23 protein-coding genes, 1 tRNA gene and 1 rRNA gene are annotated in these 24,110 nt (G+C 66.3%); 10 read left to right on the top strand and 15 right to left on the bottom strand.

Going from position 1 to position 24,110, the window contains the following annotated elements:
- Positions 1-274: 274 nt before the first annotated feature.
- From rrf to AC5RVS_RS12565, 4 genes are all read left to right on the top strand, one after another.
- Positions 275-391: ribosomal RNA gene (gene rrf / locus AC5RVS_RS12580) — 5S ribosomal RNA — on the top strand.
- A 94-nt stretch (positions 392-485) separates the two neighbouring features.
- Positions 486-971: an SRPBCC domain-containing protein gene (locus AC5RVS_RS12575; RefSeq protein WP_494108381.1), complete on the top strand. Its 486-nt coding sequence runs from the start codon at positions 486-488 to the stop codon at positions 969-971.
- On the top strand, positions 968-2,404 hold the full coding sequence (locus AC5RVS_RS12570; RefSeq protein WP_494108380.1) for an FAD-binding oxidoreductase: 1,437 nt from the start codon (positions 968-970) through the stop codon (positions 2,402-2,404). The genes AC5RVS_RS12575 and AC5RVS_RS12570 overlap by 4 nt, the downstream gene beginning before the upstream one ends.
- A gap of 60 nt (positions 2,405-2,464) precedes the next feature.
- The gene (locus tag AC5RVS_RS12565) at positions 2,465-3,097 is read left to right on the top strand and encodes a class I SAM-dependent methyltransferase (protein WP_494108379.1); all 633 of its coding nucleotides are present in this window, start codon (positions 2,465-2,467) and stop codon (positions 3,095-3,097) included.
- Between the two features lie 6 nt (positions 3,098-3,103).
- On the opposite strand, the gene AC5RVS_RS12560 is transcribed toward AC5RVS_RS12565, so the two are convergent.
- The 4 genes from AC5RVS_RS12560 to otsA all read right to left on the bottom strand — a co-directional run bounded on the left by AC5RVS_RS12560 (position 3,104) and on the right by otsA (position 8,100).
- A complete protein-coding gene (locus tag AC5RVS_RS12560) occupies positions 3,104-4,438 on the bottom strand; it encodes a DUF4032 domain-containing protein (protein WP_494108378.1) in 1,335 nt (444 codons plus the stop codon).
- A gap of 26 nt (positions 4,439-4,464) precedes the next feature.
- A complete protein-coding gene (locus AC5RVS_RS12555; RefSeq protein WP_494108377.1) occupies positions 4,465-5,619 on the bottom strand; it encodes an ABC transporter ATP-binding protein in 1,155 nt (384 codons plus the stop codon).
- 155 nt (positions 5,620-5,774) lie between these two features.
- A complete protein-coding gene (gene otsB, locus AC5RVS_RS12550; RefSeq protein ID WP_494108376.1) occupies positions 5,775-6,665 on the bottom strand; it encodes a trehalose-phosphatase in 891 nt (296 codons plus the stop codon).
- Positions 6,658-8,100 (bottom strand): alpha,alpha-trehalose-phosphate synthase (UDP-forming), encoded by a 1,443-nt coding sequence (gene otsA, locus AC5RVS_RS12545; protein ID WP_493988227.1) that lies wholly within the window; start codon positions 8,098-8,100, stop codon positions 6,658-6,660. The genes otsB and otsA overlap by 8 nt, the downstream gene beginning before the upstream one ends.
- A gap of 210 nt (positions 8,101-8,310) precedes the next feature.
- Here otsA and AC5RVS_RS12540 point away from each other — a divergent pair, with 210 nt between their 5' ends.
- Complete coding sequence (locus AC5RVS_RS12540) at positions 8,311-9,183, top strand: DsbA family protein (RefSeq protein ID WP_494108375.1); 873 nt, start codon at positions 8,311-8,313, stop codon at positions 9,181-9,183.
- A 105-nt stretch (positions 9,184-9,288) separates the two neighbouring features.
- Positions 9,289-9,362 (top strand) — tRNA-Thr (locus AC5RVS_RS12535).
- Positions 9,363-9,646: 284 nt separating this feature from the next.
- Here AC5RVS_RS12535 and AC5RVS_RS12530 read toward each other — a convergent pair.
- From AC5RVS_RS12530 to AC5RVS_RS12520, 3 genes are all read right to left on the bottom strand, one after another.
- Positions 9,647-10,186, bottom strand: a complete 540-nt coding sequence (locus tag AC5RVS_RS12530; RefSeq protein WP_494108374.1) for a hypothetical protein — start codon at positions 10,184-10,186, stop codon at positions 9,647-9,649.
- A gap of 319 nt (positions 10,187-10,505) precedes the next feature.
- A complete protein-coding gene (locus AC5RVS_RS12525; protein WP_494108373.1) occupies positions 10,506-10,742 on the bottom strand; it encodes a hypothetical protein in 237 nt (78 codons plus the stop codon).
- A 179-nt stretch (positions 10,743-10,921) separates the two neighbouring features.
- The gene (locus tag AC5RVS_RS12520; RefSeq protein WP_494108372.1) at positions 10,922-11,557 is read right to left on the bottom strand and encodes a nucleoside/nucleotide kinase family protein; all 636 of its coding nucleotides are present in this window, start codon (positions 11,555-11,557) and stop codon (positions 10,922-10,924) included.
- A gap of 695 nt (positions 11,558-12,252) precedes the next feature.
- On the opposite strand from AC5RVS_RS12520, the gene AC5RVS_RS12515 reads away from it, so the two are divergent.
- Complete coding sequence (locus tag AC5RVS_RS12515; RefSeq protein ID WP_494108371.1) at positions 12,253-12,558, top strand: hypothetical protein; 306 nt, start codon at positions 12,253-12,255, stop codon at positions 12,556-12,558.
- Positions 12,559-12,660: 102 nt separating this feature from the next.
- Here AC5RVS_RS12515 and AC5RVS_RS12510 read toward each other — a convergent pair whose 3' ends face one another.
- Positions 12,661-12,849, bottom strand: a complete 189-nt coding sequence (locus AC5RVS_RS12510) for a hypothetical protein (protein WP_493987592.1) — start codon at positions 12,847-12,849, stop codon at positions 12,661-12,663.
- 849 nt (positions 12,850-13,698) lie between these two features.
- On the opposite strand from AC5RVS_RS12510, the gene AC5RVS_RS12505 reads away from it, so the two are divergent.
- Complete coding sequence (locus AC5RVS_RS12505) at positions 13,699-14,724, top strand: GmrSD restriction endonuclease domain-containing protein (protein ID WP_494108370.1); 1,026 nt, start codon at positions 13,699-13,701, stop codon at positions 14,722-14,724.
- 9 nt (positions 14,725-14,733) lie between these two features.
- Here AC5RVS_RS12505 and AC5RVS_RS12500 read toward each other — a convergent pair whose 3' ends face one another.
- Positions 14,734-16,338 (bottom strand): phospholipase D family protein, encoded by a 1,605-nt coding sequence (locus AC5RVS_RS12500; RefSeq protein ID WP_494108369.1) that lies wholly within the window; start codon positions 16,336-16,338, stop codon positions 14,734-14,736.
- Positions 16,339-16,520: 182 nt separating this feature from the next.
- Entirely contained in the window at positions 16,521-17,123 is a 603-nt protein-coding gene (locus AC5RVS_RS12495) for an NADPH-dependent FMN reductase (RefSeq protein ID WP_494108368.1), read from the bottom strand.
- A 316-nt stretch (positions 17,124-17,439) separates the two neighbouring features.
- Between AC5RVS_RS12495 and AC5RVS_RS12490 the strand changes: the two genes are divergently transcribed.
- A complete protein-coding gene (locus AC5RVS_RS12490) occupies positions 17,440-17,958 on the top strand; it encodes a hemerythrin domain-containing protein (RefSeq protein ID WP_494108367.1) in 519 nt (172 codons plus the stop codon).
- Between the two features lie 40 nt (positions 17,959-17,998).
- Positions 17,999-18,163, top strand: a complete 165-nt coding sequence (locus tag AC5RVS_RS12485) for a hypothetical protein (protein ID WP_493987597.1) — start codon at positions 17,999-18,001, stop codon at positions 18,161-18,163.
- A 79-nt stretch (positions 18,164-18,242) separates the two neighbouring features.
- Here the strand turns inward: AC5RVS_RS12485 and AC5RVS_RS12480 are convergent, their stop codons facing one another.
- From AC5RVS_RS12480 to AC5RVS_RS12460, 5 genes are all read right to left on the bottom strand, one after another.
- The gene (locus AC5RVS_RS12480; RefSeq protein WP_494108366.1) at positions 18,243-19,520 is read right to left on the bottom strand and encodes a CAP domain-containing protein; all 1,278 of its coding nucleotides are present in this window, start codon (positions 19,518-19,520) and stop codon (positions 18,243-18,245) included.
- Between the two features lie 299 nt (positions 19,521-19,819).
- Positions 19,820-20,857 carry an LLM class flavin-dependent oxidoreductase gene (locus AC5RVS_RS12475; protein ID WP_494108365.1) on the bottom strand — a complete coding sequence of 346 codons (1,038 nt, stop codon included), beginning with the start codon at positions 20,855-20,857 and terminating at the stop codon, positions 19,820-19,822.
- A 78-nt stretch (positions 20,858-20,935) separates the two neighbouring features.
- A complete protein-coding gene (locus AC5RVS_RS12470; protein WP_494108364.1) occupies positions 20,936-22,354 on the bottom strand; it encodes a lipase maturation factor family protein in 1,419 nt (472 codons plus the stop codon).
- A gap of 117 nt (positions 22,355-22,471) precedes the next feature.
- The gene (locus AC5RVS_RS12465) at positions 22,472-22,573 is read right to left on the bottom strand and encodes an MFS transporter small subunit (protein ID WP_493968694.1); all 102 of its coding nucleotides are present in this window, start codon (positions 22,571-22,573) and stop codon (positions 22,472-22,474) included.
- A gap of 1 nt (position 22,574) precedes the next feature.
- A complete protein-coding gene (locus AC5RVS_RS12460) occupies positions 22,575-23,975 on the bottom strand; it encodes an OFA family MFS transporter (RefSeq protein ID WP_494108363.1) in 1,401 nt (466 codons plus the stop codon).
- Positions 23,976-24,110: the final 135 nt, after the last annotated feature.

The following is a 24,110-nucleotide window of genomic DNA, read 5'->3' as shown; positions in this document are numbered from 1 at the left end:
CGGGGGGAGAGGACCCCAGCCAGACCACTGGGTTGATAGGCCGGATGTGGAAGCGAGGACAAAAGACTCGTGGAGCTGACCGGTACTAATAGTCCGATAACTTACACCACACCACCCCTTGGGGTGGGTGATCAAAACATGCTACGCGTCCGCTATGTGGTTCCCAGACAACAACCGTTGTCCCGGGAACAGATAATTGAATACAGTTCCAAGCACATGCTTGTAACCGACAGGTTTGCCGCCGCCCCCCACGGGGTTGGCGCGCACGAAGGGTTACGGCGGTCATAGCGTGGGGGAAACGCCCGGTCCCATTCCGAACCCGGAAGCTAAGGCCCACAGCGCCGATGGTACTGCACTCGGGAGGGTGTGGGAGAGTAGGTCGCCGCCGGACATTCTTTGAACACGGGAAGGCCCCGCCAACGATGGCGGGGCCTTCCCGCGTTTAACCACCAACCGCCCCACCCAACCGGGACTAGGCTGGGGCTATGAATTCGTCCTTGTTCTCCCACGCGCCGCGCGAGCCGGAACCATCCAAGAGCGCAGATCCAATCCACTGCCGCGTCACCGTTCCGCGGGACAGCCGGGAGGCTTTCAGTGGCTTCACCGATCTCATTCATTTGTGGTGGCCGGTAGACAGCCAAAGCGTGGGCGGTGAGGGCAGCCACGTGGAGTTCGAAGACCACGTGCTGACAGAAACGACCCTGGACGATGAGGTCCATGTCTGGGGCGAGATTTTGGAATGGGCTCCCGGCAGCCACTTGCGCTGCACCTGGCACCCGGGCACGGGTCCCGGGTCCTCGGGCCAAGTCGACGTCGACTTCGTGGCCGTCGGCGACACCCGCACGGAGGTGCGGCTGACCCACTCCGGGTGGGAGAACATGCCCGAGCACGGGCGGGAGCGGGCCGCCTATGCCGCGGGTTGGCCGCAGGTGCTCGACCGCTACGTCCGGTTCATGGGAGGCACCGCGTGAGCAGCAAGCATCACGGAACTGCCCCCGGCGGCATCGAGCGCGTGACTGACTCTTTTCTTGAGGACCTTCAGCGTGCGTTGCCCGCAGGGTTGGTCAGCACGGAACCGGCGGATTTGGCTGCCTGTGCCATCGACCAAGGCCCGGTCCTCGACCACCAGCTGCCCATCGCCGTCGTCCGCGCGCAGAGTGTGGAGGACGTGCAGGCCGTGATGTGCGCCGCGCATGCGGCGGGAGTGCCGGTAGTGTGCCGCGGGGCCGGCACGGGGGTGTCCGGCGGCGCGCACGCGTCCAAAGGCTGCCTGGTGCTGAGCCTGGCGGCCATGAACCGGATCCTGGAGATACATCCGGAGGACGAGATCGCCCGCGTGGAACCGGGCGTGATCAACGCCGACCTGAACGCCGCCGTCGCCGAGTATGGGCTGATGTACGCGCCGGACCCGGCCAGCTATCGCAGCTCGACGATTGGCGGGAACATTGCGACGAACGCCGGCGGGCTGCGCTGTGCCAAGTACGGGGTGACGCGCGAATCCGTGCTGGCGCTGGACGTTGTGCTCGCCGACGGGACGCTGATCCACACCGGCCACAGGACGTTCAAGGGCGTCGCCGGTTACGACCTGACCGGACTGTTCGTTGGCTCCGAGGGGACCTTGGGCGTGGTGGTCGGAGCGACGCTGCGGCTGCGCTATCTGCCTGCCGCCCTGGAGACGGTGGCGGCGTTCTTCCCCGACGTGGCAACTGCCGCGGCCGGGGTTTTGGCGGTGGGGCGGGCGCGGGTCCAGCCGGCGATCATGGAACTGCTGGACGGAAACACCATGGCGCAGCTGGACCGGGAGCAAGGTTCCAACCTGCGCAGCCGCGGCGGGGCGCTGTTGCTGATTCAGACGGACGGCTATGCGGCGGAGATGGAAGCCGGCATCATCCGCGGGGTCCTCACCGGGCTCGGCGGCGAGATCAAGGCGGCGGACACCGCCGAAGCGGTCCGGTTGATGGATCTGCGCCGGCACAGCCGCGGCGCCGAGGTGGACGATGATTACCGGGTGGGGGAGGACGTCGCGGTCCCCCGGTCCCAGCTGGTGCACTACATCAACGAACTGCAGAAAATCGCCGAGCGCCACCGCGTCGGACTCAAAGTGGTGGCGCACGCCGGCGACGGCAACCTGCATCCGACCTTCTGGGTCGGACGCGGGGCCGTGGCCAAGGTGGCAGCGCTCAACGAGGCGCTGGACGAGTCCATCGACGTCGGGCTCGCGCTGGGCGGCACGATTACCGGCGAGCACGGCATCGGGCAGTTCAAGGTGCGGTGGCTGGGGCGGGAGCAGCGCGAAGAGGTGTTGGAACTGCAGCGCCGGCTGAGGGATGTGTTCGACCCGCGGGGGTTGCTCAATCCGGGCAAGGCGTTGCCGGCGCGGATCTCCGAGCCCACGTCGGCCTGAGCCGGTCCGGTCGCGCGACATGCGGGCCGGCCGCGCGCCCGCCACGCGTAGGCTGGTGGCATGAGGAAAGAGACGTTGTGGGAAGAAATGAAGCGCCGGAATCCGGGCCATTCGGCCTGGTACATCCAGCGCTTCGAGCAGATGCGCGCCGAAGGCACCGACCTGCACGGTGAGGCCCGGCTGGTGGACGCGATGGTGCCGCGCGGCAGCCGGATCCTCGACGCCGGCTGCGGACCGGGGCGGCTGGGCGGCGAACTGGCGCGCCGCGGACACACGGTGGTCGGCGTCGACATCGATCCCGAGCTGATCGAAGCGGCCCGCACGGACCATCCGGACTGCACCTGGCTGGTCGGCGACCTGGCGGAGCTGGACCTGCCCGCCCAGGGCATCGCCGAGCCGTTCGACGTGATTGTCAGCGCCGGCAACGTGCTGACCTTCCTCGCCCCGGGCACCTCGGGCGAAGTGCTGCGCAACCTGGCCGGCCACCTGGCTCCGGCGGGCCGGCTCGTGGCCGGGTTCGGCGCCGGCCGGGGTTACGACTTCGACGAGTTCTTCTCCGACGCCGCGGCGGCGGGCCTGGCGGCCGACCTGCGGTTGGCCACCTGGGACCTGCGGCCGTTCACTCCCTCGTCGGACTTCCTCGTGGCAATCTTCAGCAAGACCGGAGGGCAGCAGCAGCCCGGACCCGCCTGAGCGCAGTCAGCCTTCGTCGGTCTCGGCCGCGTCCAGGGCGGCGGCGGTTCGCGCATCCGGATTGAGCATGATGGCGGCCTCGTCGCGGCGGTGCCGCAGCACCGTATCGACATACGACTGCACTGCCTCCGCCAGCGGCACGTTCCGGTCCTGCGCCTCGGAGATATACCAGCGGTGCTCAAGAACCTGGTGGACCACCTCGGCCGGTTCCAGCTTGCCCGCCAGCTCGCGCGGTATGGCCCGGACAATCGGTTCGAAGACATGACGGACCCAGCTGTGGGCGCTGATCTCCTCGCTCTGCTCCGGCTGGTTGTCCGCCCGGTAGGCATCCAGGTCGTTGAGCAGCCGGCGCGCCTGGTTCGCCTGCACATCGAGGCCCGTGAGCCGCAGCAGCCGGCGCTGGTGGTGTCCGGCGTCCACCACCTTGGGCTGGAGTTGGATGGTGGCTCCGTCGGCGGTGGTATTGATGGAGAACTCCTCCACATCGAACCCCAGGTCGTTCAGGCGGCGGATGCGGGCGTTGACCCGCCACCGCTCACCCAGGTCGAACGATTCCTGCGCCGTCAATTCCACCCACAGCTTGCGGTAGCTGTCCATGATCCGCTCGCTGGTGGCCACCGGATCCACTCTTTCCTCGAGCAGCCCGCCCTCGACGAGGTCCATCATCTCGCCGGCGATATTCACCCGGGCGATCTCGAGGTCGTGCTCGCGCTGGCCGTCCGAGAGCCGCTGGTGCAGTTCGCCGGTTTCGGCGTCCACCAGATAGGCAGCGAACGCTCCGGCATCCCGCCGGAAGAGCGTGTTGGACAGGGAGACATCGCCCCAGAAGAACCCCACCAGATGAAGGCGCACCAGCAGCAGCGCCTGCGCGTCGATCAGGCGGGTCAGGGTCTCCCGCCGCAGCGTCTGGGAAAACAGGGCGCGGTACGGCAGCGAGAAACGGAGATGCCGGGTGACCAGCACCGGTTGCAGGGGAGTGCCGTCGGTGCGCAGCCGCCCGGTCATCACGGCCACCGGTTCCACACAGGGGATAGCCAGCCGCTGCAGCTTGCGCAGCATCTGGTATTCGTGCCGGGCGGCGTCTTCGCCGGTCTCCTTGATCGCCACCACGCCCGCGCCCAGCGGAGCGAACCGGACCACGTGCCGGGACAGCCCGCGGGGCAACGCGGCCAGGTTCTCCGGCGGCCAGTCTTCGAGGGCCAAATGCCACGGCAGATCCAGCAGCCGCTCGTCGGTGGTAGCCGCGGTGATGCTCAGGGACGCTATCGACGCGGCCCCGCCGGACAGGGCCGTGTCCGCGGCCCCCTGGACGGGGCCGCCGGTGCCGGGATGGTCAGCCATGATGACTACATCCTAGGCGCGGAGACCTAGTCGGCCGTCTTGCCGGCTTCGATCGGGGTATTGAGGTCCGCCACCGACGCCGGCGGCGTGTCGGGGGCATGCTCGCCCAGCCGCAGCCCGTTCTGGGTGTCGAACAGGTGCACGTGGCCCTCCTTGGGCCGCACATACGTGGTGCTGCCGGCCGGCGGCGGGGTGCGTCCGTCCACGCGGCCGGTGATGTCGTAGCGCTTTCCGTCCAGCTCGGTGTGCCCGTAGACGTATGCATCGGCGCCCAGTTCCTCGACGACGTCCACGAACACCGCGAGCCCCTGGCCGTCCTCGGCGCGCTCCAGGTCCTCCGGCCGGACTCCCAACGTCACGGTGTTGCCGTGCGCGGCGTCCAGCAGGTTGCGCGGCACCGGGTATGTCAGGCCGCCGAACTGCACACCGCCGTCGGTCACCGGAAGTTCCAGCAGGTTCATGGCCGGCGAACCGATGAAGCCGGCCACGAAGACGTTTGCCGGCCGGTCGTAGAGGGCGCGCGGGGTGTCCACCTGCTGCAGGATGCCGTCCTTGAGCACCGCCACGCGGTCGCCCATGGTCATGGCTTCGACCTGGTCGTGGGTGACGTAGACGGTGGTGACGCCCAGCCGGCGGGTCAGGGAGGCGATCTGCGTGCGGGTCTGCACGCGCAGCTTGGCGTCCAGGTTGGACAGCGGTTCATCCATCAGGAACACCTGCGGGTTCCGCACGATCGCCCGGCCCATCGCCACGCGCTGGCGCTGGCCGCCGGAGAGCGCCTTGGGCTTGCGGTCCAGGTACTCCTCCAGGTCCAGCAGCTTGGCTGCCTCGCGGACCCGCTCGATGCGTTCTTCCTTGGACACGCCGGCGATCTTCAGGGCGAAACCCATGTTGTCGGCAACGGACATATGCGGGTACAGCGCGTAGTTCTGGAACACCATGGCGATGTCGCGGTCTTTCGGCGGTACGTCGGTGACGTCGCGGTCGCCGATCAGGATCCGTCCCGAGTTGACGTCTTCCAGGCCGGCCAGCATTCGCAGCGAGGTGGACTTGCCGCAGCCCGACGGTCCTACGAGGACCAGGAACTCGCCGTCGGCGATCTCCAGCTTGAGGCTGTCCACCGCAGGCTTTTCGGTGCCCGGGTATAAGCGCGTGGCATTGTCGAACGTTACCGTTGCCATGTCGTTTCCCTTCACGGGCAGGTACGTGCCCGACGATCCGTAGTGATGGGTGCGTATTCAGTTTCCGAGCCCGCCGCACAACGGTGTGAGGCGGCTCACGCCCTCAGTATGCCACGGCTGTCAACGCGCCCCGGGCCGGCCGTGCGTATGCCGCGCTAGGCCGGCCGGGCAGCGGCCCGCAGCTCGGCCAGCAGGGCCAGCGCGGCGGCGAACGTCTGCGGCGAGTCCACCCGGTAGGCCGCGGCGGTGTCGCCCGGCCCCACCTTGACGCCGACGTCGGAGTCCCGCAGCACGGCGAAGGCATGTTCGTCGGTGACGTCGTCGCCGGCGAAGAAGACGGCGGTCGCGCCGGTGAAAGAGCGCAGCAGTCCGAGGCCCTGGCCCTTGTCGGCACTCAGCACCGACGTCTCCAGCACGCGCTTGCCGTCGCTGATGTGCAGCCCGGGGACTTCCCGGAGCGCGGCGCGGGCCCGCTCCGTGGCCGCCGCCGCCACGTCGTCGGCGGCCGTGCGGGTATGGAGTACGACGCCGGCCGGCTTGGCTTCCAGCCGGGTGCCCGGGTGGGCGGCCACGACTTTTTCGACGACGGCGGTCGCCGCCGCCAGCGCCTGCTGCTGCACTTCGTCCAGCACCAGGGGAGGGCTGTCCGGTCCGGTGAAGACCTCGCCGCCGTGCGAGCCGATGAGCAGCGTCCGGTCGTCCGGGGAGGCGACGGTGCGCAGGCTCGCCAGCGCCCGGCCGGAGATGAAGGCGGTGGACGTCCCCGGTAGGGCCGCCAACGCGGCAACGGCGGCCGCCGAGGCCGGCAGGGGACGGGCGTCCTCCGCCCGCGGCACGATCGGCGCGAGCACGCCGTCGAAGTCCAGCGCCACGAGCAGCGTCTCGGTGCGGGCGAGCTGCTCCAGCGCCTCCCGCAGCTCCAGCGGCACCAGGTCCCGGCCGGCACCGGCGTCGGGGACTGCGGCGTCGGGGACACCGGCGTTGGGGGCACCGGCGTCGGGGACTGCGGGCACGCGCGGCTGTCCCGCGTCGCGGCGCTCAGTCATCGGCCTGCGGCTGTTGGAGCGCCTTCAGGAACGCGCGCGACCAGTGCTCGACGTCGTTCTGCAGGATCTGCCGGCGCATGGCCCGCATCCGGCGGGTTGCCTCGGCCGGCGGGATATTGATCGCCCGGACGATGGCATCCTTAAGCCCGTCGATGTCATGCGGGTTGACCAGGATGGCCTGCTTGAGCTGGTCGGCGGCACCAGCGAATTCGCTGAGCACGAGCGCGCCGTCCACGCCCTTGCGGGAGGCAACGTACTCCTTGGCCACCAGGTTCATGCCGTCGCGCAGCGCGGTCACCAGCATCACGTCCGCGGCCAGGTAGAGCGCCACCATCTCCTCCACCGGGTAGCTGTGGTGCAGGTAGCGGATGGCGGTGTTTTCCAGGGTGTCGAACGTGCCGTTGATCCTGCCCACCGAACCTTCGATTTCCTCACGCAGCAGCCGGTAGGACTCGACGCGCTCGCGGCTGGGCGAGGCCACCTGGATCAGCACGGCGTTCTCCACGTCCACCTTGCCGTCCTCCAACAGTTCGCCATACGCCTTGACCCGGTGCCGGATGCCCTTGGTGTAGTCCAGCCGGTCCACGCCCAGCAAGACGGTGTCGGGGTTGCCCAGCTCCTGCCGGATCTGCTCGGACCGGGCGATCACATCCGGCCGATTGGCCAACTCGCTGATATGGGCCACGTCGATCGAGATCGGGAAGGCGCCGGCCCTGCAGAGGCGGGCACCGCCGTCGTTGTCAACCACGTGCACCTGCTGCTGGCGCACATTCAGACCGCTGAAGCGCCGCACGCAGCGCAGGAAGTTGCTGGTGTCGCTGGGGCGCTGGAAGCCCACCAGGTCCGCGCCGAGCAGGCCCTCAATCACCTGCCGGCGCCATGGCAGCTGGGCGAAGATCTCCAGCGGGGGGAACGGGATGTGGTTGAAGAAACCGATCTTCAGGTCCGGGCGCATCTCGCGCAACAGCTTGGGAACCAGCTGCAACTGGTAGTCCTGCACCCAGATCGTCGCACCCTCGGCGGCGATCTCCGCGGTTGCCTCGGCGAAGCGCCGGTTGACCGTTTTGTAGCACTCCCACCAGGCGCGGTGGAACTCCGGCGGGGCAATCACGTCATGGTAGAGCGGCCAGAGCGTGGCGTTGGAGAAGCCTTCGTAATACAACTCGACGTCGTCGGCGCTCAGGGTCACCGGGACCAGATGCATGTTGTCGTGGTCGAACGGGTCAACTTTCTCGTCCGGCACCCCCGGCCAGCCCACCCAGGCTCCGTCGGTCTTCGCCATCACCGGAGCCAGCGCCGTAACCAGTCCGCCGGGCGAGCGCCGCCAGGGGCCCTGGCCGTCGTCCTCGGGGGCGCGGTCCACCGGAAGGCGGTTGGAGACGACGATCAGGTCGTACTCCCCGAACTGAGGTCCTTCTGCTTCCTGACCGTTCATCTCTGCGGAATTCGCCAATTGACCTCTCCTTTGTGTATACCGTCCTGTTCATGACTTTATAAGGAATGGCAACCTGAGGCTTCCCCGGGGGCGCACTGAGGCAGTAAACGTGAACGCGGCCACTCGTTCCGCCTGAACATTGAAGTTGCAACTAAACTAGGTCTGTAGTGCCCTGCCTGGGCGAAGCAGACCAAGAAGACGCGAGGATCCATGGCTACCCAACACAGCCCTAAGCCGACCAAGGCCGAGCGCACTGCTGCGGCCCGCGAGAAGGCCCGCCAGATACGCGAAGAGCAGCAGAAGCGCGAAAAGCGGAACTCGCTGCTGGTCAAGGGCGGGGTGGTCGTCGCTGTCCTCGTGATCATCGCCGTGATTGCGGGGGTTGTCATCACCAACCAGCGCGGGCAGGTCGCCGACACCGGTGCTGCGCCGGCCCACGGCAATGAGTTCGGCGGGTACACCATCACCCAGGACGGGCTGGCGGACACCGAGCCCATCCAGGTCGACGTGAACAACATCCCGGAACCGGCCGCCACCGAGGGCGATACCATCGTGCCGCCGGGCGTTGCTGCTGCGCCTGAGGGCGAACCGGCCAACATCGTGGTGTACGTGGACATGGGTTGCCCGGTCTGCAAGGACTTCGAAGGGCAGTACGGCGGGTACCTGACCGACCTCACCTCCTCCGGCGAGGCCACGGTGGAGTACCGCGTGGCGACCTTCCTCGACCGCGTGTCCACCACCAACTACTCATCCCGTGCAGCGAACGCCGTGGCCTGCGTGGCCGACTCCCACCCCGAGGCCTTTAACGGTTACCTGACCCAGCTCTTCGCGCAGCAGCCGACGGAAGGCGGGGCCGGACTGGACAACGCCACCTTGGCGAGCATCGCCGAATCCGCGGGAGCCACCGACGTTGCCTCCTGCATTGACGACGGCGAATTCCGCCCCTGGACCGCGTTCGTGAACCAGACGTTCAACGAATACCAGGTCGGCGGCACCCCGGCGGTCTTCGTTGACGGCCAGAAGTGGACGAACTCCGGCAACTTCCAGGAGTTCGCCCAGGGCATCATCGACGCCCGCGCCTAAGCCATCCGCCGGGCCGGTCCCGGCCGGCATCCAGGCGGCGGCTGCTGCGGTTTCACGCAGGGCCGCCGCCTGGGCTAACCTTATCTAGCCGGTTTTGTCCGGTACGCCTCCTTAGCTCAGTTGGCCAGAGCACCTGTCTTGTAAACAGGGGGTCGCCGGTTCGAATCCGGCAGGGGGCTCCGCGAACCCCTCTCTGACTAGGCAAAACGCCAGTCGAGAGGGGTTTCTTGTGTCTGGGATAGCGAAATCCAAGGGTGGCGGCGGCATCAGAAACACGGCAGGTCGCGCGGTCATATGGTTGGTGTCTTGGGTGGGCACCATCGTGTTACTTGGTATCTGGATCAGTCGACTCGTTAGGGCTGCGCCATGACAACGAATAACGGGCCGTCTGGGGAATAGGGTCCGTGGACGGAGGACAAGGCTCGAAGCGTTGCAATCTTGGTTGGCCTTGGGCCGACTTATCTCAGTGGGCGATTAGAAGTTTTACTGCGACGATAACGCTGGCGACGATGGCAAGAGCGATACCGCCCCACAGTGCCCCTCCCTTGGCGGACCTGCCGGTCAGTCTTTGGACGACAAGGCCGATGGAGGCAAGTCGGACCAGGATCAGCGCAGCTGCCGCCGCAAGTCCAAGCCGATCGTCAAACCTCCCCACCGCAGAAAGGCTGACCATAGCCGCTGGCATCAGCCCCGATGTCAGGATCGGGCCGGCATCCATGACTAATCGAAGCATTTCGGTTCGGGAGAGTTTGCCGCCCACTGCTGATGCACTGAAACCGTTCGCGAGGATGTGAGCGCAAAAGGTGGTCAGCGCTGTTCCCAGGATGTAGATGAGAGCTTCACCCGTGCGGACCGCGGACGGAGTGGAGGCGACAATGGCCGCCAGCACCAGGACATTGCCGTAGACGTAGGCGGAGATCCGGCTTACTGCTCTTGGGCGATTCACCTGTCCGTCGGTCCGGCGGCGCAAACCCCGAATGAAAAATGGTTCGCGGTTGGTCATGTGAATAGCCTATTCAGGTGCAAAGCCGCACTGATTTCCGGTCAGGACTGACTGCACGGCCATAGGCCTTCCTGCCTGCTTCGCTCGTGCTGCTACCTTGATGGCTCACTACGAGGACCGACCACCCCTGGCGGCACGTCAGCTTTGAAATCTTTGGTTGGTCCTTGTGCATCCTGTCCGTGGGTGGAGGAGTGCTGACGCCGGACCGAAAGCGCATCTCGCGTTTAGTCGTCCTGCCTAATCTGGCTGTGGCACAGGATCACACACTTGGGCGGTTGCGTGGGTCTTGTTCTTGTTGTGAAATCGGGCATTTGGCGTCTCAACTGCGGATGACTCGGATGCTGTAGTCGACACTGTCCAGCATGCTGCGGTTGCCGAACGGTTCGTCCTTGATCCAAACGACTCCCATTTCCGGGGCAGTCTCTTCCACCCGGCCGCGGTAACGTACTCCGTCGGGGCTAGTGGCTTCAATCCGGTCCCCGCGACGAAGAGCGGAGACGTCATCCAAGCGGGCAGGACCGGGGGTAGGCTCAAGCGGATCGGTCTCGGAAATCAAGAAGTTTTTCCTCTCTCTAGCTGCAAGGGGACGCTGTTGCAAGGACTAATCCGGTGCTGTCCACCTCCTGCCCGTAGGTCGTTCTCCGGAAGATGAGTCCAGCCCGCGGTTATCCTGTCCATCCCTAGGGGCGTTCTGCGTATTACCTGAGATGTCTGAACGTGTCCGCGCCGAAACACTCAGTGCCCGCAAAGCTGCTCTTGGCTTGGTGTGACCGCTCTTTCCCAGAGTTCTTTGCTTCTGCCCCTTCCTGCGTTGGCTATGGCAATGGTCAGCCTGGAGAGTACCTCCGCCGGCGTACCATCGGAGGCCAGCTCGGTGAAGTGCCCGTATTCAGGAAGCGAACGGTAGGCGGCGCGGAACGAGTTGAGGTCGTACAGAGTTTCCTTGTCCGTTCCGCGTGCCAAGACTCGGCGATGCGCCTGTTCAGGGTCGATCACGAGGTGGATGATCAGGTCAGGTTTTGGGAGCTTCCTGAGGAGGAAGGGAAGAAGGCTTCCCCGGGGAAGGCCCCGCGCCTGCCGCAACGCCAACTGGCAGTGCAGGTGACGGTCCATGATCACTAAGCCCGGATAGTTGCGGATCCGGGCATGGGAGATCAGCACATTGCCAGTGCGGATTATTGTCTCCACCGCATCCGCAAACCGCGGAGGAATCCGGACCCCGCACCGAGTGCTAAGCAGTGCTAACCTGCGGCGGCCGGCGTAATTCCCGAGCAGGAGTGCGTCCTTGCCGTCTCGCCGTGCGGCAGCAACCATCGCCCGCCCGGCCGTTGTTTTTCCCGAGCCATCAATCCCCGTCAAAACAACCAGCACGATACCTCCTCCTCCTCATAATTCGTTCCAGCGGCACCCGGGTCCGACGCTCACAACTGCGGCGAAGTCCGTCATTGGGAAGGCGCCACGACACCCATACGCCCCGGGAGGTGGGGCGACGCTTATCAACACCGGACTGCCCCAAGCCTGCAGGCCCGCAGGAGTGCACCCATTACTACAACGGATAGTGCCGCTGAGTCGTCCCCACCGGCACCTGATGCGCTGTTGTCTCTGCTGCGGGTAGATACGCACGGTCCCTGCAGCGATGTAGTTTTCACCGTGGCGGTGATAATGGGAATTATCGGAGCAACATCTCTAGTGCGCTCGTTCCTGCGGGAGTAGCCTGTTGGTCACGATCCCCGTTTGTCGCTCAGGTACGCAGGCCGGTCCTATGGAAACCGGGGGCGGTGACTACCAGGGCTATGGCCAGCAGCACGACTGGCATGGCACGGTGTACCGAACGCGAGAGGCGCTCGCCGAAAATGTTTACGGCGGCGCCACCGCGGATTTCTGTGTAGCGAATGAAGTAGAGCGCTGCAATGTAGTGATTTTCAGGCCCGGGCCCGATCATTGTCGGCTCTCTGAATAAACCGATGATCTGGTTGGCTGGTGCTTGGTGTGGGCCGCTGCTGGCCTACCAGCAGATTGGTATAGCCTTCTTCTGAGCTTGACCCTCCCGACAGATTGGAACAGTCGTGCAGACTGAACGACTTCACGCACAAGCAGCGGAACAGAAGACGGGCAAGCTTGCCTTGGGACTATCTCTCCTGGGCCTGGCACTCTTCCTGGCCGGCCTGCTGCTGCCGACGGCCTGGGCGCTCATGTGGGCGTCGTTGCTGCCGTTGCTGGCAGGCCTGATCGCAGGCCTCTTGGCGCTCTCGAAGAATGCGGGCAGGAAACCGGGAGTCTGGGCAATCGTCATCGCCATGCTGCCGATTCTCGCGGCGGCCGTCTTTGGTGGGCTCGTGTGGATGGCGCTCTCCAGCGTTTCCTTCCTTTAGCACAAGCCCCGCACCGAGCGGGGCTTCTTTGTGCGCAGAGGAAGTCGACGGTGACGCCTTAGGGGCTCCAACGGATTGCCGTGCGCCGCCAACGGACTGTCCCTAGGCTGCCTTGGCGGCTTGCACCTCTGGGCAGGGCCATTCAACGAGCCGGACGAAGTTGCCATCCTCGTCATAGCAGCAGTCCTCGCAGATCACCGGTGCGGGTAGTTCGTCGCAGGCATCGCAGCGGCCGCACGAGTTTGAATCCATAAAGTCGATTCCGATGCCGCGGGAATGTGTCTTGGCCATCTCGTCCTCCTTTTCTCCATCTGAAGTTGCTGCCAACCTAACACCGGCCTCTGACAGGATCGGAGATTTCAACCGGCGTTGTCGGGACCGGCCGGGATGCGGGGCACCGAAGGCAGAGCGACTTATCCTAGGGCGCCCTTGTGGGTTAGGAAGGGCGTCACGGTAACCCTCCGCCGTCGCCGGACTGGCTCTAAATTGAGGCGGCGCGAGGCACCGCCGTCACCGATCCCTGGGCTGGCAGCTCAACCCATTGTGTGCCCGCCAATCGGCGCCTACCCTAAAAGCCAAGGGTAGGAGTTGGCCATGGAAGTCACCCTTTTCGTTATCGACGTCGTACTCGCCTTTGCCCCTTTTATGGTGCTGGTGCTCGTGCCGAATCGACGCGAAGGCAGACCCACGGCACCGCACCGTCGCTCCCCTTCCGGTTTGGCAGCTTCCCGACGGGCCAGGAAGAAGGTAGCCCCGGAAGGGACCGGGAATCCACTCCTCCCGGCGCCGTCGGGTGTCGGTGGAGGAACCGCGGCGACAGTGCAACTGCGGCCAACCCGGCGGCCCACCCGACCGAGGTTCCGCCGAGGCCCAGGACGGCACGCCCGGGGACCGCGATGAACGGAAGCATGGTGCCGTTGTGCTGAACACCTGCCATTGTGCTCGCCTTGTGTGCCTTCCCAGCCCGCTACGCCCCTGAACCCGCGGAACCGATCCCTGTCGGCGGCCTCTTCCATGACCGCGAAGACTATTGATCCGTGAATTAGCGATTCCCTTCCGTTCTCGTCCACCTTCATATGCTTGACCCTCCGGCGTGTCAGCCGGGACGCGGTGAGGCATCTGCCGTAGACATGAAGGGACATGGAGAAGAAGAAGCCCCTCGCACTGGCCGGACTGGCGCTGGCCGTTCTGTTATCCGCCTGTACCTCGCCCGCTGAAGCGGATCAGCGCCTGGCCGGCCCCACCATCGAGGTGACCGGCAGCCCCGAACCGACCCTGGTTCCCGAAACCACGGAACCGGCCAAAAAGACGGAGGAGCCCAAGGCCCCACAATCCAAGGAACCCGCAGAGGAGCCTGCCGCCGTTGGCACCGCCTTGGAACAACTGGACGGCATCGCCATCAAGGGCCGCGCCCCGAAGACCGGATACTCACGGGATCAGTTCGGTGACGGCTGGCTGGATCCGGACCGTAACGGCTGCGACGCGCGCAATGACATCCTCCAACGCGATCTGGAATACACGGTTCTCAAGGCCGGCGGCTGTGTGGTCACCTCAGGGGTGCTGGCCGATCCTTTCACAGCCACGACCATTGACTTCGTCCGCGGCAATAAGACCAGCACCGCCGTCCAGATCGACCACGTTGTCTCCCTCTCGGACGCCTGGCAGAAGGGTGCCCAGCAGTTGGCCAAGAACCAGCGTGAAGTCTTCGCCAACGACCCGCTGAACCTGCTTGCGGTCGACGGGCCCACCAACGGCTCCAAGTCCGACGGCGATGCCGCGACCTGGCTGCCTCCGAACAAGTCGTTCCGCTGTGAGTACGTGGCCCTGCAGACTGCCGTCAAAGCCAAGTATGGACTCTGGATGACCCAGGCAGAGCACGACGCCATCAAGAACATCCTTTCCAGCTCCTGCCCGGACCAGCCGGCCCCGGCAGACGGGGGAGTGGCCGTGCCCGCGGCGGCCGCGCCGGCGGCACCCAAGCCGGCCCCAGCGCCAGAGCAACAGCCTGTACCGGCACCCGTCCAGGAGGCGCCGGCCGGCGGGAACGTTTTCTACAAGAACTGCACCGCCGTGAAGGAAGCCGGTGCGGCCCCGATCCGGGCCGGCGACCCCGGCTGGGACACCAGATTCGACCGCGACGGCGATGGAGTCGGCTGCGAGAGCTGAGGCGGGCGCTCAGTAGCGGCGTCGCAGTCGCATCCGGAGGGGGCGGCCGTCGGGGTCGAAGAGGAGTCGGTAGGCCGGGGCTGCGAACCGGCGCTGCCAGGGGGATCCCTTTGCCGGGATATGGCAGCGCAGCCGTCCCTGCGGCCGCGGGAGCAAGCGGCCCGCACGATACCAAGCGTCGAGCTCGTCGGCGCTTGAGCGGACGGCGCGGACCGCCTCGCGGGGATCGAGGAGGTCGGCGTTATTGCCGGGAACGCGTCCCAGATGTTCGCAGAGCAGCCGCAGGCGCAGGTCGCGGGCGAACGGGCGGGCGCCGTCGCCAAGTTGGGCCGGGTCTGCCGGGTGCCTTGGGTCTCGCTGTTCGTCCAGCACGGCGGCCGTGAGTTCGGAATCGTGGCTCCAGGATCGCCGGTTCAGGTTGGCGCTGCCCACGGCGGCCCAGACGTCGTCGACCACGCAGACTTTTGAGTGGACGTAGATCGGCCAGCCGCTCCCGTTTTCGATGTCCAGCATCAATAGCCGGTCGCCTCCGGCATCGCGGACCATGCGCCAGGACAAACCCTGGCCGAACAGCGCCGGTGGAACCTTAAGCCTGCCCTCCTGGTCCGGGAACCGGGGGCAGACGGCGATGACATGGAGGCCGGGATTGCGGCGCAGGGCTTCCGCGAAGACCCGGCCGACGTCGGCCGACCACAGATACTGGTCCTCCACGTACACCAGCTGTCGTGCTCGTTGCAGCGCCTTCGCGTAATCGCGGGCCACGCTGCGCTCCCCATCGGGCGCGAACGGGTACCCCGGGGAGCGCGTGGGGTAGGTGCGCAGCAACTGCACGTGGCAGTGGCCCGCGGCCGGCGGTGCCGGCCGCTCTGGAGGCAAGGGGGAGGCCTTCTGCGGTAGGCCGCGGATCACGTCTGGCAGCCGGTGCCAGGGCAAGGGCGTCGTCGGTGCGGGATCGTCCCAGCGCTCTCGAAACACCTTTTCTACTTCGAGGACGACCGGTCCGCGCAGCAGCAGCTGGACGTCGTGCCAAGCTGGAGTTGGTCCGTAGGCGCTGGCGAAGTTGCGGGGCTGCGGGTCCCCCTGATGCGTCTCGTCGTCGCCGCGGGAACGGGCTAAATCCATCCCACCCATGAAGGCGACGTCCGTGCCGGGATGGGCCGCGTGCCGGATGACCACGAATTTTTGGTGGTGGCTGCCGAACCGGCGAACGCGGTGGTCCAGCAGCATCTCGGCGCCCGATGCGTTGATGTGGGTGGCCAACGCCCGGTTCTGTCTCAACGTGCCCACTACCCAGGAGTGATGGGATCGCCAGAGCAGCCCCTTCACCTGTGCTCCGCGCCGCGCGCTGCGGCTCAGCGCTTCCGCCACGGTCAGGTCGGCGGTGAGGAGCTCGTCGGCGTCCATGCGCCACCCGGCCACGAGGATTAGGTCCCCTGGCCCTGTCCCATCCAGCTCGGCGGCCAGGAGCGGGAAATACTCTCGGCCGTGCAGCAGCACGCGCACCTCGTTACCGGCTGACCACGGGAGCAACCGCGTAGCGTCGTTGCCCCGCTCGGTTCGCGACAGCAGCCATTGGTCGAAGCACGGGTCGTTGGCTCCTCCCGCCAGTCTCATCCCAGCATCATGCCCGCCCGTCCGGCACCGGGCAATGCACAGTCCTGCGGACAGGTCCGTGATATCCGACCCAGGCTCGGCTCAGCTGCTCCAATGAGTCCGATAAGTGCTCCCATCGACAATGCCGCCCAAAGTTATTGCCGCAACGGCCAGCGGAGACGACCGCATCTACGGTTGTGGTGTCATTTGCGGGATTCGGGGTCCTCGTCGCCGATGTGTCCGGCGGCGTTGGCGTCCAGGACGCGCTGGACGAACGCGGAGTACTCCTCCATGTAGTGGCGCAGGAAGGCCTGCGTGGACTCATCCCTGACGTCGCCGTCGTCGCCGTAAACGTCCGGATTGAAGCTGATGTAGGCCTCGGGCGCGTTGAGCTGCGGGGCGTCGAGGAAGCTGAGAACACTGCGCATGTTCGACTGCATGACGGCGGTTCCGATGCCGCCCGGGGAAGCGCCGATGATGCCGGTGGGTTTGCGGGCGAAGGAGTTGGTGCCCCACGGGCGGGATCCCCAGTCGATGGCGTTCTTCAAGGCGCCGGGGATGGACCGGTTGTATTCGGGCGAGATGAAAAGGATGCCGTCCGAGGCCTCTACCGCTTCCTTCAGCGCCCGGCCCTCGGCGGGGTAGTCCGCGTCGTAATCCGAGTTGTAGAGGGGGAGGTCCCGGATGGGGATCTCGTTGAATTCCAGACCCTCCGGGGCGAGCTTGATCAACGCCTTCGAGAGGGTGCGGTTGATGGAGCCGCTGGCCAGGCTCCCGACAAAGTATCCGATCCGATAATTGGGCATGACGATTTTTCCTTCCAGTCAGCCAGCCGGAACCGGCTTTCTTCCTGTGGCCGCAAGGACCCGGGCCCGGCTTATGTCAGGCCACTCCCGTACTAGCACGACGTGCCGTGCACCACCAGACCAGCCTTCGGGAGCAGGGTCCGGCGATCGGAAAGATCCTCTGCGTTTTTCCGGAGAGGAGCACAGCTGAGCGGCAGCCCTCGGGGGACGAATGCACGGGTGCTGGCCGGACCCTCGACAGCCCGGCTGGCCCCGTCGAGAATGGACAGACCCGGCCCGCCTGCAGGCGGGCACACCTCGATCGGAGGAGCACGCGGTGACCGAAAGCAATGTCGAGGCAGAGACTACGGCCGCGGCCGCCGTCGTTCACCACCACACCGAGATGCTGGCCCGGCTGCAGGCAACGACTGCGGAGCTCACCCGGGGCCTCGACACCGGCGACGAAGACACCGTCTACAACGCGCACGGCATCCTGCTGGAGTGGGGCGAACGGGAAATGTTGCCGCACAACGAGTTGGAAGAAGCCAAACTGTTCGGGCCGGCCGGTGCGACCGGGGAAGCCCGGCTCCTGGTGGAGTCGCTGCTGACTGACCACAAGGCGCTGTCCTCGCTGCTGGATGAGCTGCGGGGAGCCGAAGGACTTGAGGCGGCCACGGTTGCCGCGTCGATGCGCAGCGTGTTCGCCCTGCACATCGAAAAGGAGAACAGGCTACTGGTGCCTTTCATCGCCCGGACTCCGGACTTGTCCCTGTCCACTGCGGTGGAAGGCCTGGTGGAACTCGTCGGCGAGGCCCATGTGCATGCGCCGGACGAGAGCAAGCACGCCCACGGCTGAGGGCCTGCAGGCAGTAAGCGTCACGGAAGGGAGCAATGCTGTGAGCGAAGACCGCCCCGAACTGGATCCGGACATCCCGCAGAACGAAGACGGCATCGTCATCGAACCCGGATCGGAAATCGACCGGGACCTCGAAGCCAAACTGCCGGCGGACAGGGACGGCGCGGGACCGGAAGGGGAGCAGCCCGAGGGCCAGGAAGACTAGCCCGACAGGACCAGCCCCGCGCTCGCCGGCCAGGAGCACGGCTGGACGCCGCGGGCTTCGGGCCTCCGGCGCTCGCGGGTCAGCTGCCGATGATCAGGGTCTGCCAGCCGCCGACGCCGATGACCGCCCGCGAGCCAAGCTTGTTGGTCAACACCGGGTAGTGGTACAGGTTGCCGCGGGTGTCGCGTGCCAGCACACCTTGCTTTCCGTCGCCCAGATGGTCCCGGATCAGGGACAGGTGGGTCATCGCGTTCCAACCGGAGGAACTGATGATCCGCCGGGTCTCGGAGATGAATTTGCCAGCGCCGTTGGAGCGGTACAGCTTGAGCTGGCCCTGGGGCGTCTTGGCGACCACGTCCATCTTGGCGTCGCCGTCGATGTCGGCCGTGAAGATCGGCAGGGACTTCCAGCCGGTGCCCAGTAGCGTGCGGCTGCCGTGCTTGAGCCCGGCCGGGTTCGGGTAATAGTAGAGTCGGCCGGTGTCCGTGTGGCGGGCCAGCAGTGCAGGGTAGGGGTCGGCCTGTTTCCACGCGGTGACGGTGACGTCGTAGCTGCCCCAGCCAGAAGCCCCGATGGTGGCTGCATTTTCCAGCCCGCCGTCCGGCTTGCCGAAGTGCGCCGTCAGTTTGCCGGACTTCCAACGCACCACCACATCGAGCACGCCGTCGGCGTTCCAGTCGGCCACCTGCACCTGTGCCACACCCTTGAACCCGCCCGCGACATACCGGCGCTTATAGAGGTCGTGCCCCTTGGCCGAGTCGTAGGCGTAGAGGTTCCCTGCGGAGTCGACGGCTGCGACATCGCCGTGCTGGAAGCTGGCCCGGACCATGCCCGGATGCGGCGGCAGTGTTGCCCGGGTGGTCGCGTAGCCGGCGATGTTCGCGACGGCCACGTACATCCCGTACCAGTCCTTGTGCGTGGTCTTCATGTACCCGATGCCGATGTCGGTGGCATTGGGGCTGAGCAGGCCGGCCCGGTGGGCGGGGGAGTTCATCCACCAGTCCACAACCTGCCGGGCGTTGTTGTTGATCGCGATGTTCTCGGTGTACCAGTCGAAACCGCGCGGGATTTGCATGCTTCCGTAGCCCGGGCGATGGATCTTGTTCATGTCCAGCGTGTTCTTGTTGATCCGCGTGTTCAGTTCCTCGGACCATTGCTGGGCGACATTGCCGACGTTCTGGTTCCAGACCACCGGCGACAAGCCGTTCTGCGCGCGGTAAAGGTTGGTCAGCCGCAGCACCTCGGCAACGAAGGGATCCTGGGCGGTACGGGTTACCGCCGCAGCCGGCGAAAGTCCGGCGAAAGCGAGGGCGAGCAGCAGGACGGTTGCGATGAATGGTTTAACAAGAAGGCGCACATCCTTCAGGGTACGGGTTGAACGTTAAATGCACGACGGTGGGACCCCGGCAATGGCCCGCCCGCCCCAAAAAACACTACCAAGGGCGAGGACGACGACGGCGGGAGGCTTTCCCGCGAAGCCTCCCGCCGTCGGACGCTAAGGCATGCCGAGCCGGTATCTCGTTCCGATCCCGGCAGCCTTAGGGTTTGTTCCGCCAGCTGTGGCCCGGCTCGGCCGGCTTTGGCGCCTGCCTCGCCGGATTGCGCGCCTGCCCGCGCCGGCTTTGGCGCCGGCTTTGGCGCTTGCCCCGCCGGCGCCTACTCCGCCAGCTGCTCCCGCACCAGCGGGGCCACCTTGGTGCCGTAGAGCTCGATGGAGTTCATCAGCTTCTCGTGCGGGAGGGTGCCCAGGCTGTACTTCATGTCCCAGCGGGACAGGCCCAGGCCCTTGGCGACCTTCACGATCTTGGTGGCCACGGTCTCCGGGGAGCCGACAAACAGGGCGCCGTCCGGGCCAGCCTCGGCTTCGAACTGGCCGCGGGTCATCCGGCTCCAACCGCGCTCGCGGCCGATCCGTTCCTGCATGTCCGCATAAGGCAGCCACATCTCCTCGCGGGCCTGCTCATCCGTGTCCGCGATGTAGCCGGGGGAGTGCGCCCCGATGGGCAGCGCCGGCTTTTCGAACTGGTCCAGCGCCCGCTGGTAGAGCTCGGTGAACGGGGCGAAGTTCATCGGTGCCCCGCCGATGATGGCCAGCATCAGCGGCAGGCCGTAGTGGGCCGCGCGGACCACCGACTGCGGGGTGCCGCCGACGGCGATCCAGGTTTTCAGGCTGCCGGACGCCGTGGGCGGGTAGATCCGCTTGTTGTCCAGCCGCGGCCGGGTGCGGCCGGCCCAGGTGACGGGCTCTTCCTTGAGCAGTTCGGTGAAGAGGTGGAGCTTCTCGTCGAAGAGGACGTCGTAGTCGGCCAGGTCCAGGCCGAACAGCGGGAAGGACTCCGTGAAGGAGCCGCGGCCCAGGATGACTTCGGCGCGGCCGTTCGAGGCGGCGTCCAGGGTGGAGAAGCGCTGGAACACCCGGACGGGGTCGTCGGAGCTGAGCACGGTCACGGCCGAGCCCAGGCGGATACGGCTGGTCTGGCCGGCGATCGCGGCCAGCACCACGTCCGGAGCGGACACGGCGAAGTCCTCGCGGTGGTGTTCACCGATGCCGATGAAGTCCAGGCCCACCTCGTCGGCCAGCTTGGCTTCGGCGATGACGTTCCGGATGACCTCATCGTGCGCCAGGAGCCGCCCGTCGGCCCCGGTGGTGACGTCCCCGAAGGTGTCCAGCCCGAGTTCGATTGTTTGTGCCACGCGGTGGCCGCCTTTCGTTGGTGTCGAGGCATATATGCGTATGCATGTTGTACTGCGGCAACCGCGGACAGTCCGTGGTTATTCCGCGGCGCGCGGGCGGGAGAGCGGCGGCACCAGCTGCCCGGACTCGCGCCGGATCCACCACTGGCCGGTGCTGCGTTTTTCCGCCCAGGTGGAAAACCGGTAGTGGTAGAGCGTTGCCCGCACAAAGGCCGGTGGTACTCCGCCGAACGGATCGTGCCGGAGCAGCTTCAGCGTGGCCTTGTCGGCCTCCAGCAGCCGCCGCAGCAGCGGGATGAACCAGTTTTCGCCGCGGGAGCCCAACGCCAGGAACCACATCAACCAGTCCAGCCTCAGGTGGTACGGCGCGAATTGCCGCGGCATCCGCCCCGGGTCTCCGGGCTTGCCCTTGAACCCGTACTCGCGCCAGTGGACGCCGTCGGCGGACCCTTCCACCGCCACTTCGTAGCGCTCCCGGGTGATGGACCCGAAGGCGCCGTAGGCGTTGGCCAGATGCCAGCTGTTGAAACTGGCGTTCATCAGCTGGTGCCGGCTGAACAGGTTCTTCAGCGGCCAGTAGCTCAGGTACACCAGCAGGGCGCAGACCGCGAGCACCACCACGGTGAACCACACAGGTTCCTGCTGGTACTCCGGCGTGAAGTCACCCACCGGCAGGATGGCCTGCACCGCGTCGTCGGACACCGCCGAGAAGGCGAGCAGGATGGTCAGGGTGTTCAACCAGGCGAAGTTGCCGGACACCACGAGCCACAGCTGCGTGATGATCACGACCGCGGCCGCCATGCTGCCCACCGGCTGCGGGAAGAACAGGAAGAACGGCACCACCAGCTGGGCGAAGTGGTTGCCGGCCACCTCCACCTTGTGCAGCGGTTTGGGCAGGTGGTGGAAAAACCAGCTGGCCGGATTGGGCATCGGCTGGGTCTCGTGGTGGTAGTACAGGGCGGTCAGGTCCCGCCAGACCGGGTCGCCGCGCATCTTGATCATGCCGGCGCCGAACTCCAGGCGGAACACCAGCCAGATGAACAGCCACAGCACCGGGGCCGGGGGTGCTACCCGATCCGAGCCCAAAAAGGCGGCGAGGAAGCCGGCCTCCAGCAGCAGTGTCTCCCAGCCGAAGCCGTAGAAGGTCTGGCCCACATTCACGATGGACATGTACAGGAACCACAGGGCCAGGAACGCGATCAGCGGCACCCACGGCGGCCCCAGCTGCGGCAGGCCGGCCACCAACAGGGCCGCGATGACGACGCCGGACCATGCCACCGCGCGCAGCCGGCGGTCCGTGTACCCCCAGCGGAAGAGGGTGAAACCGCGCGGGGTTCTTCGCTCCAGCAACCGGGGCACGGGCAGCAGCCCGTGTTCGCCCAGCAGGGCCGGGAACTGGGCCAGGGCGGAGGCGAAGGCGATCAGGAACACCGCGGCGATGCCCCGTTGCAGCACCTGCCGCGCCAACTCGAACCCCTCGGCGCTGAACCAATCCATGGCATGTCCAACGCTACGTCCGGCCGGTTGGCTGTCAAGCAGCAGGCCCGGCTCGAAGGAGCCGGGCCTGCCGGGGGTTGCGCTTCGCCGGGGCGGCCGGCGAAGCGTGTTGAGGGATCAGCCGAAGAGTGCGGAGACCTTCAGCAGCGTCTGGCTGACGCCGTAGAGCAGCGGCACGCCGACCAGCACCCAGCCGAGGGCTACTTGGGCTTTCTTCATGTCAGGCCTCCTTCCCGGCCATCGCGGCTTCGCCGGCATCCCTTGCCGGTGCCTCGTGGTACTTGCTGTCCACCGGCTTGACCATCAGGTTGGCAATGAAGCCGATGACCAGCAGGCCCACCATGGTGAGCAGGGCCGGCTGGTAGGCCTGCGCCGTCAGCTCGCCCGGCTTGCCCTGGGCGTCCAGGAAGGCGTTCACGATCAACGGCCCGGCGATGCCGGCGGCGGACCATGCCGTGAGCAGGCGGCCGTGGATGGCGCCTACTTGGAAGGTGCCGAACAGGTCGCGCAGGTAAGCCGGAACGGTGGCGAAACCGCCGCCGTAGAAGCTGATGATCACGGCTGCCAGCAGCACGTACAGCCCGGTGGAGGTGTAGCCGAACAGCGCGAGCACCACATACAGGGCGGCGCCGACGCCCAGGTACAGCATGTAGTTGTTCTTGCGGCCCAGGTAGTCGGAGGTGGTGGACCAGACAAACCGGCCGCCCATGTTCGCAATCGAGAGCAGCCCCACGAACCCGGCCGCAACGCCCGCCGACACCAGCGAAACGCCGTCGGGCTGGCGGAAGAAGTCCTGGATCATCGGGGAGGCCTGCTCCAGGATGCCGATGCCTGCCGTGACGTTGCAGAACAGGGCGATCCAGACCAGCCAGAACTGGCGGGTCTTGATGGCATTTTTCGCCGAGACATTTGCCGTGGTGACCAGGGCCTTGGCCTTGACCTTGGAGGCGTCGAAGCCTTCCGGCTTCCAGTCGGCCGCCGGAACCTTGATGGTGAAGGCACCGAACAGCATGTAGGCCAGGTACACCACGGCCAGGGTCAGGAACAGCTTGCCGACGGCGTCGCCGCTGGCTACCCAGCCCGGGGTCCCGTCGAAACTGGGGTCGTAGAACTGCAGCAGTGCGGTTGAAACCGGGCTCGCGATCAGCGCGCCGCCGCCAAAGCCCATGATCGCCATGCCGGTGGCCAGGCCCGGGCGGTCCGGGAACCACTTAATCAGGGTGGATACCGGGGAGATGTAGCCAATGCCCAGGCCGATGCCGCCGATCACGCCGTAGCCGAGGTAGACCAGCCAGAGCTGTTCGGTGAAGATGCCCAGCGAGCCGACCAGGAACCCGGAGCTCCAGAACAAGGCGGACGTGAACATCGCCATGCGCGGACCGTTGCGGTCCACCCAGGTGCCCATGACGGCCGCGGAGAGCCCGAGCATCACCATGGCGATGGAGAAGATGATGCCGATCTCGGTCAGGCTCACGTCGAAGTGGGCGACCAGGGCGTTCTTGTACACGCTGGTCGCGTAGGCCTGGCCGATACACAAATGCACGGCCAGCGCCGCCGGCGGAATCAGCCAGCGGTTGAAGCCCGGAGGGGCGATCGTATGCGATCGGTCCAACCAACTCATCGTTGGGCGTCCTTTCAAAAAGTTTGGGGTGCGAGGCAAAACTGCAACTTGTGTTTCAGTTCACATCCTGACCGATGGTTGGGCCAGGCAACCGGATTCGACCGGCGTGTCGTGCAGACCTGCCCTCCGGGCACG

The organism is Arthrobacter sp. Y3221048, from assembly GCF_059092685.1.
The sequence above is the reverse complement of the archived record's forward strand: the minus strand, read 5'-3'. Positions and strand labels throughout refer to the sequence as shown.

Coding starts and splice junctions, on each gene's coding strand:
- AC5RVS_RS12460 (WP_494108363.1), bottom strand. CDS start 23,975: ATGAGTTGGTTGGACCGATCGCATACGATCGCCCCTCCGGGCTTCAAC.
- AC5RVS_RS12510 (WP_493987592.1), bottom strand. CDS start 12,849: ATGGCCAAGACACATTCCCGCGGCATCGGAATCGACTTTATGGATTCA.
- AC5RVS_RS12500 (WP_494108369.1), bottom strand. CDS start 16,338: ATGAGACTGGCGGGAGGAGCCAACGACCCGTGCTTCGACCAATGGCTG.
- AC5RVS_RS12540 (WP_494108375.1), top strand. CDS start 8,311: ATGGCTACCCAACACAGCCCTAAGCCGACCAAGGCCGAGCGCACTGCT.
- AC5RVS_RS12470 (WP_494108364.1), bottom strand. CDS start 22,354: ATGGATTGGTTCAGCGCCGAGGGGTTCGAGTTGGCGCGGCAGGTGCTG.
- AC5RVS_RS12575 (WP_494108381.1), top strand. CDS start 486: ATGAATTCGTCCTTGTTCTCCCACGCGCCGCGCGAGCCGGAACCATCC.
- AC5RVS_RS12495 (WP_494108368.1), bottom strand. CDS start 17,123: ATGCCCAATTATCGGATCGGATACTTTGTCGGGAGCCTGGCCAGCGGC.
- AC5RVS_RS12565 (WP_494108379.1), top strand. CDS start 2,465: ATGAGGAAAGAGACGTTGTGGGAAGAAATGAAGCGCCGGAATCCGGGC.
- otsB (WP_494108376.1), bottom strand. CDS start 6,665: ATGACTGAGCGCCGCGACGCGGGACAGCCGCGCGTGCCCGCAGTCCCC.
- AC5RVS_RS12555 (WP_494108377.1), bottom strand. CDS start 5,619: ATGGCAACGGTAACGTTCGACAATGCCACGCGCTTATACCCGGGCACC.
- AC5RVS_RS12465 (WP_493968694.1), bottom strand. CDS start 22,573: ATGAAGAAAGCCCAAGTAGCCCTCGGCTGGGTGCTGGTCGGCGTGCCG.
- otsA (WP_493988227.1), bottom strand. CDS start 8,100: ATGAACGGTCAGGAAGCAGAAGGACCTCAGTTCGGGGAGTACGACCTG.
- AC5RVS_RS12530 (WP_494108374.1), bottom strand. CDS start 10,186: ATGACCAACCGCGAACCATTTTTCATTCGGGGTTTGCGCCGCCGGACC.
- AC5RVS_RS12560 (WP_494108378.1), bottom strand. CDS start 4,438: ATGGCTGACCATCCCGGCACCGGCGGCCCCGTCCAGGGGGCCGCGGAC.
- AC5RVS_RS12505 (WP_494108370.1), top strand. CDS start 13,699: ATGGAGAAGAAGAAGCCCCTCGCACTGGCCGGACTGGCGCTGGCCGTT.